This is a genomic window from Cupriavidus basilensis (assembly GCF_000876015.1).
Classification (GTDB): domain Bacteria; phylum Pseudomonadota; class Gammaproteobacteria; order Burkholderiales; family Burkholderiaceae; genus Cupriavidus; species Cupriavidus basilensis_B.
In genome coordinates this window covers 1-16098 of record NZ_BBQM01000030.1, presented here as the reverse complement: position 1 = coordinate 16098, position 16098 = coordinate 1, and the positions used below count along the sequence as shown (strand labels likewise).

The following is a 16098-nucleotide window of genomic DNA, read 5'->3' as shown; positions in this document are numbered from 1 at the left end:
CTTGCCGATCGGTCCGGCCGCTCAGTGCTTCGGCTCGGTGATGAAGCCGATCTTGCCGAGCCCGCCGTGCTGCGCGGCGGCCATGACTTCGGCCACGCGCTCGTAGCGCACGTCGCGGTCGGCGCGCAGGTGCAGCTCCGGCTGGGGCTGCTGCTGCGCGGCTTCGGCGATGTTGGCGTCGAGCGTCTGCTCGTCGACCTCGGTCTGGTTCCAGAAGACCTTGCCGCTGGCATCGATCGACACGTTGATGCTCTGCGGCTTCGGATCGTTGGGCGTGTTGGTCGCGCGCGGCAGGTCGATCTTGACCGCGTGATTGATCACGGGAATGGTGATGATGAAGATGATCAGCAGCACCAGCATGACGTCGACCAGCGGCGTCATGTTGATCTCGCTCATTACCTCGTCATCGTCTGAGTCGAGGGTACCGAATGCCATGATGACTTCCTTCTTGCCTTGCTGCGGGCCTTACGGGTTCTTGACGGCGAGGCGCATACCGCTGTCGTCGGTAGCGCCACGGGCGTTGCTCGGACGCACGCGGGCGCCGGTCACGAAGTAGGCGTGCAGGTCGTGGGCGAAGCGGTTGAGCTTGGAGATCACGCCCTTGTTGCCGCGGCTCAGCGCGTTGTAGCCGAGCACCGCCGGAATCGCCACGGCCAGGCCGAAGGCGGTCATGATCAGCGATTCGCCGACCGGGCCGGCCACCTTGTCGATGGTCGGCACGCCCGAGGCGCCGATGTTGATCAGTGCGTGATAGATGCCCCACACGGTGCCGAACAGGCCGACGAACGGCGCGGTCGAGCCGACCGAGGCCAGCACGGCGAGGCCGGACTGCATGCGCGCCACGGCGTCGTCGATGGCGCTCTTGAGCGAGCGGGTCAGCCAGTCGGAGATGTCCATCACGTCATGCAGCTGGGGCTGGCTGGCGCGGTGGTGCTGGGCGGCTTCCTTGCCGGTCACGGCGAGCGAGCGGAACGGGTTGGCGTCGTTGCCGCCGAGCGTCTCGAGGGCGTGGTCGAAATCGTCGGAATGCCAGAAGCGCTTCTCCGCGCCGTGCGCCATCTTCTTCAGGCGGATCAGGTCCCACGCCTTGGTGAGGATGACGATCCACGAAGCCAGCGACATGATGAGCAGAATGATGGCGGTGGCGCGCATGACGAAATCGCCTTGCGTCCAGAGGTGCGAGAGTCCGAGGTCCTGCATGATGGTTCCTGGTGAGGTCGGTATTGAAATCAGTTGAGTTCGAAGCCGATCGGCTGCTGGGCGGTGACCGCCACGGCGCGACCGTTGTCCATGTATGGCTTGCAGCGCATGCGCTGGACCGCGTCCACGGCGGCCTGGTCCAGGCGCGACGAGCCGCTCGACGAGACGATGGCGGTCTTCACCACCTTGCCGCTTTCGTCGGTGGTCAGCCGGACCACGGCCTTGCCGGTTTCACCCATGCGGCGCGATTGCGACGGATAGGCCGGCTGCGGCGGCGTGCACTGGATCTCGCCGATGCCGACGGCGCGCGGCGCGGCCGATGCCGGCGCGGGCGGCTCGGGTGCCGGGGCGGGCGGAGCCGGAGGCGCGGGCGGTGCCGGCGGCGCCTCGATGGCGTTGGGCGTGGGCGGCAGCGACGGCACCGGCAGCGGCGTGGGCCGGGGCTGCGGCGGCGTCGGTTTCGGCGTAGTGACCTTGACCTGCTTGGGCGGCGTTTCGGGCTTGGGTTTGGGGGTCTCGACGGCAGGCTTCTGCGGCGGCTCGAGCGGAATGATGCGGGCGATGATCTCGGGCGCGATCACGGCTTCCGTGATTTTGCGCCCCAGCCCGCTCTGGATCAGGTAAAGCAGGCCGACGTGGAACAGCAGGACGGCTAGCGTGATCTTGAAAAAACGTTGATCGAACATGTGAAAACAACGGATGTCGGCGGTCTGGCGCGGCGCCGGCTTTATTAGCGATAGGGCCTATTTGCGATAGAACAGGATCAGCGAGATGCCACAACCGACCAGCAAGCTAAGCAGCAATTCCATGATAAACGCTCCTTCAACAGGTATGCCGGTGGGAGCGCCGCTCTAGGGGGCAGCGTGTCAGCTTGCAAGTATAAACGATAATGATTCTTATTTGTTAGTATTTTGTGCAATGCAGCCGGGCATTCCCGCCGGCTTGTTGCGCGCCGGCGCGGCAATCGGCGCGGCAGCCGGTTCCGGGTCGCATCGCGGCGCTGCACAAGTCGTCTTTATACGCCGATTTCGCCGCGATTTCGCGCCGCGCTCCCGCCCCGCGACCGGACGCCGCGACCGGACGCCGCGCCCGAATGCGCTCCGGCGCACGGCACAGGGTTGCCGGCAATGCCCGATCTGCCACAAAGCGCGCTAGCATAGGAAAAAGACGAGCAATTCGCCGCGCCGCCCACGGCGCCGGCGCCCCCGTGCGAGAGGATCAGGCTATGGACTTCACCCGTTGCGCCGATGATGACCGCTCCACGCTGCTGCGTGCCGCCGCTGTCTCGCCGGGTACCTCCGCGCTCGACTGGATGTGCGCCCAGTTCGCCCTGCGCGTGGTGTGCGCGCTGGGGCCGCGCTTCAACCTGCGCAGCAACATCAACGACATCCTGACCGTCAGCGCCCAGGACATGGTGTGGCCCTACGGCGTGGTGCTGCGCGTGCAGCGCTTCCTGGCCGCGCGCTGCGCCGACATGCCGGCCTGGAAGGGCGCCGCGCGCCTGACCCCGGAGGAATTCCTCGAGCGGCACGGCCAGTGGAACAGCGCCTTCGACGAAAGCGCGCTGTTCTATTACCTCGACGAATACGTCAAGCACCACGCCAAGGACATGTTCGCCGTGTTCGACGTCTCGGCCGCGGCGCTGGCCGCGCGGCTGGACGGCGAGCGCGTGCTGCTGGTGCGCAATATCGACATGCTCAGCCACGTGCTGGACCTGCCCGAGCACGAGCGCAAGCTGCTGCTGTACGCCGCGCTGGCCAAGTACAAGCGCGACCTGCGCGCCGTGATGGTGGACTGCAAGGTGGCGCACAGCCAGGAGGCCTTCCAGATCCTGGCCGGGCTGACCGGCGCCAGCCCCGCGGCGGTGGCCGCCTCGCTGCGGCCCGGCTCGCGCCTGGAGACGCTCAACCTGATCGAGCAGCCGCTGCCCGAGAACAGCGTGACCGACCTCGGCGACCTGATGCGCCTGTCCGACCGCCTGCTGCACGTGCTGCTCGGCAACTACGCCGACGAGGCGGAGATGATGGCGGTGTTCACGCGCCCCGCCGCGGCGCCCACGCTGGGCACCGGCGACTATCCGCACGTCGAGACCGACGCGCGCTATCTCTCGGCGCTGCTGGCCAACGCCACCAGCCAGCACGCCTGCGGGGTCAACGTGCTGATCTACGGCCCGCCCGGCACCGGCAAGACCGAGTTCGCCAGGCTGCTGGCGCGCGAGGCCGGCTGCGAGCTGTACGAGGTGGACTGCCTCGACCGCGACGGCAACAGCCTCTCGGGCAAGGACCGCTATCGCTCGCTGCAGGTGTCGCAGGCATTCCTGCGCGGCCGCCCGCACACGGCGCTGCTGTTCGACGAGGTGGAAGACGTGTTCCCCGGCAGCACGCGCGAGCTGACCAGCCTGTTCGGCCAGGAAGACCCGCGCGGCTCGGTCAACGGCAAGGCCTGGGTCAACCAGACGCTGGAGCAGAACCCGGTGCCGGTGATCTGGATTTCCAACTCGATCCGGCAGATCGATCCGGCCTACCTGCGCCGCTTCCAGTTCCACCTGGAGCTGAAGATCCCGCCGCCGCAGGTGCGCGAGAACATCATCCGCAAGCATCTCGGCGCGCTCGACGTGAGCGATGCCTTCATCGCCACGCTGGCCGCGCGCAAGACGCTCACGCCGGCGCAGGTGCAGTCGGCCGCGCGCTTCGTGCAGTTGGCGCGCACGGGCGTGGCCGAGCCGGTGGAGGCGCTGATCCTGCGCCAGCTCGACCATGCCGACCGCGCGATGGGCCTGCGCCCGGAGGTGGAAGGGCGGCCGCTGGTGACGCATTACCGGCTCGACTACCTCAACCTGGAGACGCGCTACGACGTGGGCAAGATCGTGCAGGCGCTCAAGGCGCGCGAGCGCGGCACGCTGTGCTTCTACGGGCCGCCCGGCACCGGCAAGACCGCGCTGGCCGAGCACATCGCCGCGGCGCTGGAGCAGCCGCTGATGATCCGCCGCGCGTCCGACCTGATGAGCAAGTACGTGGGCGAGACCGAGCAGCAGATCGCGGCGATGTTCGCGCGCGCCGAGGAGGAGGGCGCGGTGCTGCTGCTCGACGAGGCCGACAGCTTCATGCAGAGCCGCCAGAACGCCGTGCGCAACTACGAGGTGTCCGAGGTCAACGAGATGCTGCAGGGCATGGAGCGCTTCAACGGCATCTTCGTGTGCACCACCAACCTGTTCGAGCGCATCGACGAAGCCGCGCTGCGGCGTTTCTCGTTCAAGATCCGCTTCCTGCCGCTCAAGCCGGAGCAGCGCGCCGCGATGTTCGTGGAAGAAGCGCTCGACGGCGACGCCGCGCGTCTCGACAGCGCCATGCGCGAGGAACTGGCGCACCTGGACTGCCTGACGCCGGGCGACTTCGCCACGGTCAAGCGCCAGTGCGTGCTGCTGGGAGAGTCGCTGACGCCCGACGAATTCCTCGCGCAACTGCGCCAGGAGCATGCGGTCAAGCCCGACGTGCGGCAGCGCAGGCCGCTGGGCTTCCTGCAGTAGCGTGGGCGCGCGCCGGGGTCAGGCCAGCGCGGGAGCCGGCTCGATCGACACGGTTTGCGCGTCGGCCTCCACGTGCAGCAGCGCGGCGGCCATCGCGCGCAGGTGCGCGGCGTCCTTGGTGGACGCATAACGGTCGCGCGGCACCGCGCCGGCATCGGTGGCCAGGCCGTGCTCGCCAAGCTTGCGCTGCAACTGGCGCGCGATGGCGCTGCCGGTGTCGACCAGCGCCAGCCGGTCTCCCACCATGCCGTGGATCGCCTCCGCCAGGAACGGGTAGTGGGTGCAGCCCAGCACCAGCGTGTCGGCGCCGGCCGCGAGCATCGGCGTGAGATAGGCGTCGAGCTTCTCGCGCACGGCGGGGCCGGCCACGTCGCCTTCCTCGATCAGCGCGACCAGGCCGCTGCCGGCCTGGCAGAGAAAGCGGCTCTCGCCATCGAGCGAGGCCAGCAGCCGCGCGAACTTCGCGCTCCTGAGCGTGTTGCCGGTGGCCAGCACGCCGACCACCTTGCTGCGGCTCGCCGCGGCCGCCGGCTTGAGGCCGGGCTCGACGCCGATGATCGGCAGCGCCAGCCGCTCGCGCAGCGTGTGCACCGCGTGCATGGTGGCCGTGTTGCAGGCGATCACCAGCGCCTTGCAGCCTTGCGCCACCAGCCATTCGCAGGCCTGCAGCGTGCGCGCCTCGACGAAGCGCTCGGGCTTCTCGCCATACGGGTTGTACTTCGAGTCGGCGAGGTACAGCAGCGACTCATGCGGCAGCAGCGCGCGGACCTCGCGCAGCACGGACAGGCCGCCGAGGCCGGAGTCGAAGATGCCGATGGGTGCGTTGTTCACGGATGGCGTGTGGCGTATTGGGAAAAATTCAGGGCCTGCATGCAAAAAGCCGGGTCGGCGACCCGGCTCTCTACAGCGGCATGGCTGTCGCGGAAGCAGCCCGGATTATGCCGCGGCGACCGGGATCTTGCCGATCTTGGCCTGCCATTCGGCGGGGCCGGTCTTGTGCACCGAGGTGCCTTCGCTGTCCACGGCCACCGTCACCGGCATGTCCTTGACGTCGAACTCGTAGATGGCTTCCATGCCCAGGTCCGCGAAGCCGACCACCTTGGCTTCCTTGATCGCCTTGGCCACCAGGTAAGCCGCGCCGCCGACCGCCATCAGGTAGGCCGACTTGTGCTTCTTGATCGCCTCGATCGCCACCGGGCCGCGCTCGGCCTTGCCGATCATCGAGATCAGGCCGGTCTCGGCCAGCATCATCTCGGTGAACTTGTCCATGCGCGTGGCGGTGGTCGGGCCGGCCGGGCCGACCGCTTCGTCGCGCACCGGGTCGACCGGGCCGACGTAGTAGATCACGCGGTTCTTGAAGTCCACCGGCAGTTTCTCGCCCTTGGCCAGCATGTCGGCGATGCGCTTGTGCGCGGCGTCGCGGCCGGTCAGCATCTTGCCGTTGAGCAGCAGGGTCTGGCCCGGCTTCCACGACGCCACTTCCTCGGGCGTGAGCGTGTTCAGGTCGACGCGCTTGGAGGTTTCGGTGTTGGGCGCCCACTCGACCTTCGGCCATTGCGACAGGTCCGGCGCTTCCAGCCTGGCCGGGCCGCTGCCGTCCAGCGTGAAGTGCGCGTGGCGCGTGGCCGCGCAGTTCGGGATCATCGCCACCGGCTTCGAGGCCGCGTGGGTCGGGTAGCCCATGATCTTGACGTCGAGCACGGTGGCCAGGCCGCCCAGGCCCTGCGCGCCGATGCCCAGTGCGTTGACCTTCTCGTACAGCTCCACGCGCAGTTCCTCGATCCAGTCGCGCGGGCCGCGCGCGATCACGTCCTGGATGTCGATCGGGTCCATCAGCGATTCCTTGGCCATGACCATCGCCTTCTCCGCGGTGCCGCCGATGCCGATGCCCAGCATGCCGGGCGGGCACCAGCCGGCGCCCATCGTCGGCACGGTCTTGAGCACCCAGTCGACGATGGAGTCGGACGGGTTGAGCATGACGAACTTCGACTTGTTCTCCGAGCCGCCGCCCTTGGCCGCGACCTGGATGTCCACCGTGTTGCCGGGCACCACTTCATAGTGGATCACGGCCGGGGTGTTGTCGCGGGTGTTCTTGCGGCCGCCTTCGGGCGGGTTGACGATGGAGGCGCGCAGCACGTTGTCCGGATGGGTGTAGCCGCGGCGCACGCCTTCGTTGATCATGTCCGACAGCCCCATGGTGGCGCCGTCCCAGCGCACGTCCATGCCCACCTTGACGAAGATCGTGACGATGCCGGTGTCCTGGCAGATCGGGCGCTTGCCCTCCGCGCACATGCGGCTGTTGGTCAGGATCTGCGCGATCGCGTCCTTGGCGGCCGGACTCTGCTCCAGCTCATAGGCGCGGCCCAGGCTGGTGATGTAGTCCATCGGGTGGTAATAGCTGATGTACTGCAGGGAGTCGGCGACGCTCTGGATGAGGTCTTCTTGTTTGATGACGGTCATTTTTGTGGGGGACAGGCGAGGGGAAATTCAACTCGGAATGATACACCCGCGCGGCGGCGTCGCGGCACGCGCATGCGCATGCCGGCAACGCCGCGGGTGATGCCGGGGCCGCATCGCGCGGCCCGCCGGGCGTTCCGGCGGCAGGCCGAAAAAAAACCGCAGCCGGGGCCGCGGTCTGGTGGCCTCGCCGGGAGCGCCTTCAGTGCGCCTTGCCGGGCGCGGGGTGCGACACCAGCTTGTCGACGTAGGCCATCGCCACCGCCGAGAGCAGGAAGGCGAGGTGGATGATGACCTGCCACATGATGGTGTTCGGCGCGCGCTGGTCGGCGTCGATGAAGGTCTTGAGCAGGTGGATCGACGAGATGCTGATCAGCGCCATCGACAGCTTGACCTTGAGCACGCCGGCGTTGACGTGGTCGAGCCATTCCGGCTCGTCCGGATGGTTGTCCAGCCCCAGGCGCGAGACGAAGGTCTCGTAGCCGCCCACGATCACCATGATCAGCAGGTTGGAGATCATCACCACGTCGATCAGGCCCAGCACCACCAGCATGAACTTGGTCTCGTCGTATTCGGTGGCGTGCGCCACCAGGTGCCAGACTTCCACGCCGAAGTGATAGACGTAGACCGCCTGCGCGACGATCAGGCCGAGGTAAAGCGGCAGCTGCAGCCAGCGCGAGGAAAAGATCACGCTGGCCAGCGGGCCGAGCCGCCGGGGCTGGTTCGACATGGGATTCGATGCCATTGGGGTTGAAAGCGGAATGTAAGGGAAGGGTTGCAATTGTACATTGCGCATATTTCGCGAATCGCGCGTTTTGCACCCCGGCCGGCCTTCAACCTGTTCAGCCGCCGCGATCCCGCCTGGCGCCGGCCGCCGCACCGGCGCCGTCGCGCCACGTGCGCCGGGCGAGCGGGCCGGGCCAGCTCGCCAGCACGATGCCGGTCAGCACGCAGGCCAGCGCCACGCCATGCGCCCAGCCCGGCGTCTCGCCGAGGAAGACGATGCCGTAGGTGGCCGCCGCGACCGGCAGCACCGCGGTAAACACGCCGGCCAGTTGCGCGGGCACGTGGCGCACGCCCTTCATCCACAGCCAGAACGAGAAGATGCTGGCCGACAGCGCGTACCACAGCAGCATCAGCCAGATGCCGGGCGGGACCGAGGCCATGTCGAACGTGAGCAGCGGCACCAGCCCCAGCGGCAGCATCAGCAGGCCGCCGATCAGGTGCGTGTAGGCGCAGATCTCGATCGCCGCCAGCGTCTGCGCCAGCCGCCGCGACAGGATCACGTAGACCGATTCGCAGATCACCGCGCCCATGATCATCAGGTTGCCGAGCAGCGCCTGCCCGCCGTCGGTCCCGCCACCGGCGCCGTGCCCGGTGCCGCGCGCCACGTTCAGCACCGCGATGCCCGCCACCGCCAGCAGCACCGACAGCACGGTGCGGCGCGACAGCCGCTCGCGCAGGACCAGCCACGACAGCAGCGCCACCGTGGCCGGGATGGTGCTGGTGATCACGCCCGCGGCCATCGCGCTGGTCAGGCGCACGCCGCCCAGCATCAGCAGCGTGAACAGGAAGGTGCCGAAGAACGCCTGCAGGAACAGGTTGAGCCACTCGCCGCGCGACACCGCGCGCATGCGCGCGGGCCGGTACCACGGCGCCAGGCACACGATGGCGATGGCAAAGCGCAGCAGCGCGAACAGCAGGATCGGCACGTAGGCCACGATGGCCTTGCCCAGTCCGACATTGCTGCCGACCAGGGCCATCGCGGCGATCAGGAGGAGGGAGTGGACGGGCAAGTCGTGGACGGCCAAGTCGGCTCGGCGGGCGGCGTGCGGCGCGCGCAAACTCCGCGAATGTCGCAGCGCCGTGTTCGGAATAGGGCTCGCGGCATTATAGCTGTGCTAGCCTAATGGAGAAGGCTGCACATCGGCATGCGGGCGCCGCGATCGCGCCACCCGCGTTGCCGGCGCAACGCTCGCCGATGCTGCGCCGCACGCAAGCGGCATGCTGCATTGCAGCAGCCGGACCCGGCCCGGCGGGGGCCTGAAAACCCCCGGCGGCACGTCAGGTTTAAGTAAGCCGTCGGGCGTAAGTTTGCAGCCACGCAGCCACACCATATCAGGAGACAAACAAATGTCCGCCATCGAATCGGTGATGCAGGAGCATCGCGTTTTCAATCCCCCGGAGTCGTTCGCAAAGCAGGCCGCGGTGCCAAGCATGGAGGCCTACCGGGCGCTGTGCGATGAAGCGGAGCGTGACTACGAGGGCTTCTGGGCGCGGCATGCGCGCGAACAGCTGCACTGGAGCAAGCCTTTCACCAAGGTGCTCGACGAAAGCAACGCGCCGTTCTACAAATGGTTCGAGGACGGCGAGCTCAACGCCTCCTACAACTGCCTCGACCGCAACCTCGCCAACGGCAACGCCGACAAGGTGGCGATCGTGTTCGAGGCCGACGACGGCGCCGTCAGCAAAGTCACCTACCGCCAGCTTCACACCAAGGTCTGCCAGTTCGCCAACGGCCTCAAGGCGCTCGGCATCAGGAAGGGCGACCGCGTCGTCATCTACATGCCGATGTCGGTCGAAGGCGTGGTGGCCATGCAGGCCTGCGCGCGCATCGGCGCCACCCACTCGGTGGTGTTCGGCGGCTTCTCCGCCAAGTCGCTGCAGGAACGTCTGGTGGACGTCGGCGCGGTCGCGCTGATCACCGCCGACGAGCAGATGCGCGGCGGCAAGGCGCTGCCGCTCAAGGCCATCGCCGACGAAGCGCTCGCGCTGGGTGGCTGCGAAGCCGTCAAGAGCGTCATCGTGTATCGCCGCACCGGCGGCAAGGTCAACTGGACCGAAGGCCGCGACCGCGCGATGGACGACGTCGCCAAGGGCCAGCCCGAGACCTGCGAAGCCGAGCCGGTCAGCGCCGAGCACCCGCTGTTCGTGCTCTACACCTCCGGCTCCACCGGCAAGCCCAAGGGCGTGCAGCACAGCACCGGCGGCTACCTGCTGTGGGCGCTGATGACGATGAAGTGGACTTTCGACATCAAGCCCGACGACCTGTTCTGGTGCACCGCCGACATCGGCTGGGTCACGGGCCACACCTACATCGCCTACGGCCCGCTCGCCGCCGGCGCCACCCAGGTGGTGTTCGAAGGCGTGCCCACGTATCCCAACGCCGGCCGCTTCTGGGACATGATCGCGCGCCACAAGGTCAGCATCTTCTACACCGCGCCGACCGCGATCCGCTCGCTGATCAAGGCCGCCGACGCCGACGAGAAGGTCCATCCGAAGCAGTACGACCTGTCCAGCCTGCGCCTGCTCGGCACCGTGGGCGAACCGATCAACCCGGAAGCCTGGATGTGGTACCACCACAATATCGGCAACGAGCGCTGCCCGATCGTGGACACCTTCTGGCAGACCGAGACCGGCGGCCACATGATCACGCCGCTGCCGGGCGCCACGCCGCTGGTGCCGGGCTCGTGCACCTTGCCGCTGCCCGGCATCATCGCCGCCATCGTCGACGAGACCGGCCAGGACGTGCCCAACGGCAGCGGCGGCATCCTGGTCGTCAAGCGCCCGTGGCCGTCGATGATCCGCACCATCTGGGGCGATCCGGACCGCTTCAAGAAGAGCTACTTCCCGGAGGAACTCGGCGGCAAGCTCTACCTTGCCGGCGACGGCTCGATCCGCGACAAGGAAACCGGCTACTTCACCATCATGGGCCGCATCGACGACGTGCTCAACGTCTCGGGCCACCGCATGGGCACGATGGAGATCGAGTCGGCGCTGGTGTCCAACCCGATCGTGGCCGAGGCCGCCGTGGTGGGCCGCCCCGACGACATGACCGGCGAGGCCATCTGCGCCTTCGTGGTGCTCAAGCGCTCGCGCCCGACCGAGGAAGAAGCCAAGCAGATCGCCACCGAGCTGCGCAACTGGGTCGGCAAGGAGATCGGCCCGATCGCCAAGCCCAAGGACATCCGCTTCGGCGACAACCTGCCCAAGACCCGCTCCGGCAAGATCATGCGGCGCCTGTTGCGCTCGCTGGCCAAGAACGAGGAAATCACCCAGGACACCTCGACCCTGGAAAACCCCGCCATCCTGGACCAGCTCAAGCAGGTCCAGTAAGCAGGGCACGCACCGGCCGGCCGGTACGCCACGCGCGTGCCGGCCGGCCGTTTCCGCATCCGCGGCGCCAGTCCAACCACGCATCCCATGCCCGACGAACAGTCGCGCTTCCGCCGCCGGCTGCTGCTCTACTACGGCTTGTTCACCGTCGGCCTCTTCACGTTCATCGGCATGATGGGCCTGCTGGAGCATTCCAGCGGCGACGCGCTCTGGCTCGGCTACGTCTTCCTGTTCGTCACCATCGCCATCTATGCGTGCATCGGGCTGATCTGCCGCACCTCCGACCTCAATGAATACTACGTGGCGGGGCGCCGCGTGCCCGCCATGTTCAACGGCATGGCCATCGCCGCCGACTGGATGAGCGCCGCGTCCTTCATCGGCCTGGCCGGCATTCTGTTCGCCTCGGGCTACGAAGGGCTCGCCTACGTGATGGGCTGGACCGGCGGCTACTGCCTGGTCGCCTTCCTGCTCGCGCCCTACCTGCGCAAGTACGGCGGCTACACCATCCCCGACTTCCTCGCCGCGCGCTACGGCAACGGCAAGCCCGGCGGCAACCTGCCGGTGCGCGCGATCGCCGTGCTGGCCGCCTCGCTCTGCTCCTTCGTCTACCTGGTGGCGCAGATCCAGGGCGTAGGGCTGATCGTCACGCGCTTCATCGGCGTGGAGTTCGCCGTCGGCGTGTTCTTCGGCCTGGCCGGCATCCTGGTCTGCTCGTTCCTCGGCGGCATGCGCGCGGTCACGTGGACCCAGGTCGCGCAATACATCATGCTGATCGTCGCCTTCCTGGTCACGGTGTCGATGATCGCGTGGAAACATCATCACGACGCGCTGCCCCAGCTCAGCTATGGCAAGCTGCTCTCGCAGCTCGACACGCGCGAGCGCGAGATAGAGCGCGACCCGGCCGAGCAGGTCGTGCGCGAGTTCTACCGCCAGCAGGCCATCCGCATGCAGGAACGCATCGCCCGGCTGCCGCAGTCGTTCGCCGAGGAACGCGACGCGCTGTCCGCGCGGCTGCAGGAACTGCGCCTGCGCAACGCGCCGCTGCGCGAGATCAAGACCGTCGAGCGCGAGCGCATCGAATTCCCGCGCGACGTCGCCGCGGCGCAGCTGCAATGGAGCCAGCAGCGCGAAGAAGCGCTCGCGCGCAGCCAGCCGTCCACGCCCTCCACCGAACCCTATCCCTCCGCCTCCGAGCAGGAGCGCAAGACCAAGCGCCTCAACTTCGTGCTGCTCGTGTTCTGCCTGATGCTCGGCACCGCCAGCCTGCCGCACATCCTCACGCGCCTCTACACCACGCCGTCGGTCAAGGAAACGCGCAGCTCCGTGGCCTGGGCCGTGTTCTGCATCGCGCTGCTCTACGTCTCCGCGCCCACGCTCGCCGCGCTGGTGAAATACGAATTCTTCCAGCACCTGGTCGGCACTCCCTACGCCGAACTGCCGCAGTGGGTAGTGCAATGGCGCAAGGTCGACCCGCCCGTGTTCGGCATCCGCGACGTCAACGGCGACGGCATCGTGCAGTGGGCCGAGATCCTGATCCAGCCCGACATGATCGTGCTCGCCGCGCCCGAGATCGCCGGCCTGCCCTACGTCATCTCCGGCCTCGTCGCCGCCGGCGCGCTCGCCGCGGCGCTCTCCACTGCCGACGGCCTGCTGCTCACCATCGCCAACGCGCTCTCGCACGACGTCTTCTATCACATGATCGACCGCACCGCGAGCCACCAGCGGCGCGTCACCACCGCCAAGATCGTCCTGCTCGGCGTCGCGCTGTTCGCCTCGTACGTCACCTCGCTGCGGCCCGGCAACATCCTCTTCCTGGTCGGCGCCGCCTTCTCGCTGGCCGCCTCCAGCTTCTTCCCGGTACTCGTGCTCGCCATCTTCTGGCGCCGCACCACCGCCGCCGGCGCGGTCGCCGGCATGACCGCCGGCCTCGGCGTGGCGGTCTACTACATCTTCGTCAACTACCCGTTCTTCACCCGCATGACCGGCATCTTCGGCAACCGCTGGTTCGGCGTCGACCCCATCGCGTCAGGCGCCTTCGGCGTCCCCGCCGGCTTCGCCGTCGCCATCCTCGTCAGCCTGCTGACCCCGCGCAACGCGCCCGTGATCGACCGCCTCGTGACCTACCTGCGACGTGGCTGACGGACCGCTTCACGAAACACTGGAATTGCCGGACAAGTCTGTTATAATCGCCGACTTCCCGGAGAGATGGATGAGTGGTTTAAGTCGCACGCCTGGAAAGCGTGTATAGGTTAATAGCCTATCGGGGGTTCGAATCCCCCTCTCTCCGCCACTGATTCCATATGGCTTTGCGGGTTAGTTGTTGCTGATGGCGCCCTATAGATTTGGCGGTGTCCTATTCAGCCACTACCGCAGAGGCTGCACCAACTCAGGTTTGCGCCGATACACCCGGTCCGTGATCCTGCTGTCAGCGTGGGCCATCAGCGCCCGCGCATGCTCCAATGTAGCTGCATCGCTTGCGCATTTCGCGCGCAGGTCGTGCTCGTTGAAGCGCACTTTTATCCCCGTCTCCTTCAGCGCGCGCTCCATGAAGCCGCGCCACATCGAATCCCACCCGCCGGCCCGGCCCGTTTCCTCATTGAGATAGGACTGCCCGTCGCGATTGCAGAAGAGCCAGGGTGAGATACGCACCGGCCGCGCCTGTTTGGCCATTTCGACGCTGGCACGCAGCTCGTCCGTCCAGGCCAGGATAATCCGCTTTGCGGTGCTGCCGGCCGTCTTCGCCGGTGTGACGTGAATGCCGTCCTCCTGCAGGTCGGACATGGTCAGGCGCAGCAGATCCCCGCGGCGTAGGCCGGTGATCAGCTTGATCCGGATGTAGGCCTGCACCGCGAGAACGCTGCCCGCTTTGCGTTTCGACTCCAGCGACAGGCATTCGACGATCTCCCAGTCCTCCACGTAGCGCGTGCGCGCCTTCTCGCCGGCCAGGCGCACCTCGCCCTTGAACGGGTGCCTGTCGATGATTCCCCACTCGACCGCCTTGGTGAAAGCATGCGACAGGATCTCAATCTCGCGGCGCGCTGCGACCTTCGATTGCCGGTGCTCGATGTACTGGTAGATCACCTGGGGCCGGACCCAAGAGATGGGGGCGTTGCCGAGCACGGCGCGCAGGCGCTTGATCGCCACCTGGTTCTGCACTCGCGTGCTGGGGGCCTTCGTGGGCACGACCTGGAGCGAGTACCGGTCCAGCAGTTGAGCGATCGTGCGCGTGTCCTCGGGGCTGGCCAGGCGTTCGGCCCAGACCTTGTACGCTTCTGGCAGCGACGCGCCGAGCCGGAATTCCTTCTTCCCATCCCACATTGCTTCCAGGCCTGGCGGGACCTGATAGTAGTAGGCGCCACGGCGCTGCCGCCAGCGCGTCGGCAGGCCCTGGTTCTCGGGGTTACGCTTACGTGGCATTCTTGCTCCACTTGTACGGAAGCGGATCCGCGAAGATCCAGAGGTGCCGCATGTTCGCCACGTTCACGACATCGCTATCGTTCGGATAGACCTCGACGGCATCCATGTGGCCGCGCCCAATCTCCCGCTTGATGCGCTGCAATTCGTCCCATGAGATCGAATCGTGCCAGCGACCAGACGAAGCATCAATCGTCGTTCGATTGACGGATGCGCGGACGATGCCTTCGCCTTCACGGAAGATCTGCACGAGGAATTCTCGCGAGCGCCAGACTTCGATAAGGCCATCAGGAATATGGCTGCTGTACTGCCATCCCTCAACTGGCACCAGGTACTTCGGCTGCTTCGAATTCTCACGCAGCAGTGCGCGTCGTTCTTCTCGCGTAGTATTCACGCCGCCCCCCAATTCGGTTCCCACGATGCCACCTTTGCGCGTTCCTTCGGAGCCCCCATCTGCCCCTCAACGTGCGACCGCAATACGGCCACGCTGCCGTCTGGTCTCACCTTGTGCTCGATACCCATAGCCCGAAGCGCACGCGCCTGCGCACCGGGACGGCACCTATGCGTCAGTTCTTTCAATTCATCTGGCGATAGTGTCATGTTGCTCATCTCGTTCCCCTAGATCCACGCCGCAGCTGGGTCGCGGCGGATCAAAGTCCCGGCACGCTCGGCATATCGCAAGCGCCTGCGTGCGTTCTTAGCATCGATCATTTCCGGCCGTTCATTCAGTATCTTCTTGCGCCATTTCGCCGATGCCGCACTATGCGAGATCGGCGCCGGCTTCGGCGTATCTTCGCCAGGGCCAAGTATCCACCGCGGCATCTTCATGCGGTGCCCAACCCATCCAACGATATGCAGATGTTCTGGATGGTGACGCTTTAGTTGAAGTGAGATATAGGCACTGTGGAAGCCGGTGAGGATAGAGATTTCTTTGGCTGACCTCGCCACTCCATCGGAAAGCACGCGCTGAATCATGCGCCATGTCACGCATTCATCGCGCTTTACTGTTTTGTTGCGTGCGGGAAGGCCAAGAGCATGCGCCCGGCAGAAGATCGAGGATTGGCTTCTGCCCGGGAAGTCGGTGAACCACTTTCGCACAGGGATGCCATTCGCCCAATGCTCGCGCAGTTTGGCGTCGTCTTCTTCTGTCCAATGTGTCCAGGCTTTCATCTTTGCCCCTTATCTCCTGCCGTTGTCGCGCGTCACTAGGCGCTCCAATGCGCTCGCTTTGATCTCTGCGGCTTCGGCGCGACCTTTGGCGTTGTCGAGCGCGTATCGGAGCCTCCGAATCTCATCAGCGGCGTCCTTTCTTAGCTGCCGGGCTTCGGCGCTTTCAGTGAACTCGTTGTGCGAGTCGAGGCGGGATAGGAGGTTCATGATGTGCG

15 protein-coding genes and 1 tRNA gene are annotated in these 16098 nt (G+C 66.7%); 4 read left to right on the top strand and 12 right to left on the bottom strand.

What is annotated here, in order from left to right; translation table 11 throughout:
- Positions 1-21: 21 nt before the first annotated feature.
- Genes KF708C_RS30650 through KF708C_RS30640 form a run of 3 tightly spaced genes read right to left on the bottom strand, consistent with a single transcriptional unit; the run spans position 22 to position 1886 of the window.
- Positions 22-435, bottom strand: a complete 414-nt coding sequence (locus tag KF708C_RS30650; RefSeq protein ID WP_059415448.1) for an ExbD/TolR family protein — start codon at positions 433-435, stop codon at positions 22-24.
- A gap of 30 nt (positions 436-465) precedes the next feature.
- On the bottom strand, positions 466-1200 hold the full coding sequence (locus KF708C_RS30645; protein WP_020202263.1) for a MotA/TolQ/ExbB proton channel family protein: 735 nt from the start codon (positions 1198-1200) through the stop codon (positions 466-468).
- 29 nt (positions 1201-1229) lie between these two features.
- Positions 1230-1886 carry an energy transducer TonB gene (locus tag KF708C_RS30640; protein ID WP_020202264.1) on the bottom strand — a complete coding sequence of 219 codons (657 nt, stop codon included), beginning with the start codon at positions 1884-1886 and terminating at the stop codon, positions 1230-1232.
- Between the two features lie 539 nt (positions 1887-2425).
- On the opposite strand from KF708C_RS30640, the gene KF708C_RS30635 reads away from it, so the two are divergent.
- Positions 2426-4726 (top strand): AAA family ATPase, encoded by a 2301-nt coding sequence (locus KF708C_RS30635; protein ID WP_020202265.1) that lies wholly within the window; start codon positions 2426-2428, stop codon positions 4724-4726.
- A gap of 18 nt (positions 4727-4744) precedes the next feature.
- Here KF708C_RS30635 and murI read toward each other — a convergent pair whose 3' ends face one another.
- The 4 genes from murI to KF708C_RS30615 form a co-directional block, all read right to left on the bottom strand.
- Positions 4745-5557, bottom strand: coding sequence for a glutamate racemase (murI, locus tag KF708C_RS30630; protein WP_059415441.1), 813 nt, complete (start codon positions 5555-5557; stop codon positions 4745-4747).
- A 105-nt stretch (positions 5558-5662) separates the two neighbouring features.
- Positions 5663-7186, bottom strand: a complete 1524-nt coding sequence (locus KF708C_RS30625) for a fumarate hydratase (protein ID WP_020202267.1) — start codon at positions 7184-7186, stop codon at positions 5663-5665.
- Between the two features lie 199 nt (positions 7187-7385).
- Positions 7386-7913: a TIGR00645 family protein gene (locus tag KF708C_RS30620; RefSeq protein WP_020202268.1), complete on the bottom strand. Its 528-nt coding sequence runs from the start codon at positions 7911-7913 to the stop codon at positions 7386-7388.
- 112 nt (positions 7914-8025) lie between these two features.
- Positions 8026-8994 (bottom strand): DMT family transporter, encoded by a 969-nt coding sequence (locus tag KF708C_RS30615; protein ID WP_370552884.1) that lies wholly within the window; start codon positions 8992-8994, stop codon positions 8026-8028.
- A 322-nt stretch (positions 8995-9316) separates the two neighbouring features.
- On the opposite strand from KF708C_RS30615, the gene acs reads away from it, so the two are divergent.
- From acs to KF708C_RS30600, 3 genes are all read left to right on the top strand, one after another.
- Positions 9317-11299, top strand: a complete 1983-nt coding sequence (gene acs / locus KF708C_RS30610) for an acetate--CoA ligase (RefSeq protein WP_020202270.1) — start codon at positions 9317-9319, stop codon at positions 11297-11299.
- Positions 11300-11386: 87 nt separating this feature from the next.
- A complete protein-coding gene (locus tag KF708C_RS30605) occupies positions 11387-13438 on the top strand; it encodes a VC_2705 family sodium/solute symporter (protein WP_020423735.1) in 2052 nt (683 codons plus the stop codon).
- Positions 13439-13498: 60 nt separating this feature from the next.
- Positions 13499-13589: transfer RNA gene (locus tag KF708C_RS30600), tRNA-Ser, on the top strand.
- 74 nt (positions 13590-13663) lie between these two features.
- On the opposite strand, the gene KF708C_RS30595 is transcribed toward KF708C_RS30600, so the two are convergent.
- The 5 genes from KF708C_RS30595 to KF708C_RS36815 form a co-directional block, all read right to left on the bottom strand.
- On the bottom strand, positions 13664-14716 hold the full coding sequence (locus tag KF708C_RS30595; RefSeq protein ID WP_082080140.1) for a tyrosine-type recombinase/integrase: 1053 nt from the start codon (positions 14714-14716) through the stop codon (positions 13664-13666).
- Positions 14706-15131, bottom strand: a complete 426-nt coding sequence (locus tag KF708C_RS30590; protein WP_197090454.1) for a DUF7694 domain-containing protein — start codon at positions 15129-15131, stop codon at positions 14706-14708. The genes KF708C_RS30595 and KF708C_RS30590 overlap by 11 nt, the downstream gene beginning before the upstream one ends.
- Entirely contained in the window at positions 15104-15313 is a 210-nt protein-coding gene (locus tag KF708C_RS35165) for a DUF4224 domain-containing protein (RefSeq protein ID WP_231586646.1), read from the bottom strand. Before KF708C_RS35165 ends, KF708C_RS30590 begins: the two co-directional genes overlap by 28 nt.
- 18 nt (positions 15314-15331) lie before the next feature.
- Positions 15332-15883 (bottom strand): hypothetical protein, encoded by a 552-nt coding sequence (locus tag KF708C_RS36165; protein ID WP_156174030.1) that lies wholly within the window; start codon positions 15881-15883, stop codon positions 15332-15334.
- 9 nt (positions 15884-15892) lie between these two features.
- A partial coding sequence (locus tag KF708C_RS36815) for a hypothetical protein (RefSeq protein WP_231586645.1) occupies positions 15893-16098 on the bottom strand: 206 nt, incomplete at its 5' end.

Bases quoted from the DNA above. Each gene is read 5' to 3' on its own strand.
- KF708C_RS30650 (WP_059415448.1), bottom strand. From the start codon at position 435: ATGGCATTCGGTACCCTCGACTCAGACGATGACGAGGTAATGAGCGAG.
- KF708C_RS30645 (WP_020202263.1), bottom strand. From the start codon at position 1,200: ATGCAGGACCTCGGACTCTCGCACCTCTGGACGCAAGGCGATTTCGTC.
- KF708C_RS30640 (WP_020202264.1), bottom strand. From the start codon at position 1,886: ATGTTCGATCAACGTTTTTTCAAGATCACGCTAGCCGTCCTGCTGTTC.
- KF708C_RS30635 (WP_020202265.1), top strand. From the start codon at position 2,426: ATGGACTTCACCCGTTGCGCCGATGATGACCGCTCCACGCTGCTGCGT.
- KF708C_RS30625 (WP_020202267.1), bottom strand. From the start codon at position 7,186: ATGACCGTCATCAAACAAGAAGACCTCATCCAGAGCGTCGCCGACTCC.
- KF708C_RS30620 (WP_020202268.1), bottom strand. From the start codon at position 7,913: ATGTCGAACCAGCCCCGGCGGCTCGGCCCGCTGGCCAGCGTGATCTTT.
- acs (WP_020202270.1), top strand. From the start codon at position 9,317: ATGTCCGCCATCGAATCGGTGATGCAGGAGCATCGCGTTTTCAATCCC.
- KF708C_RS30605 (WP_020423735.1), top strand. From the start codon at position 11,387: ATGCCCGACGAACAGTCGCGCTTCCGCCGCCGGCTGCTGCTCTACTAC.
- KF708C_RS30595 (WP_082080140.1), bottom strand. From the start codon at position 14,716: ATGCCACGTAAGCGTAACCCCGAGAACCAGGGCCTGCCGACGCGCTGG.
- KF708C_RS35165 (WP_231586646.1), bottom strand. From the start codon at position 15,313: ATGACACTATCGCCAGATGAATTGAAAGAACTGACGCATAGGTGCCGT.
- KF708C_RS36165 (WP_156174030.1), bottom strand. From the start codon at position 15,883: ATGAAAGCCTGGACACATTGGACAGAAGAAGACGACGCCAAACTGCGC.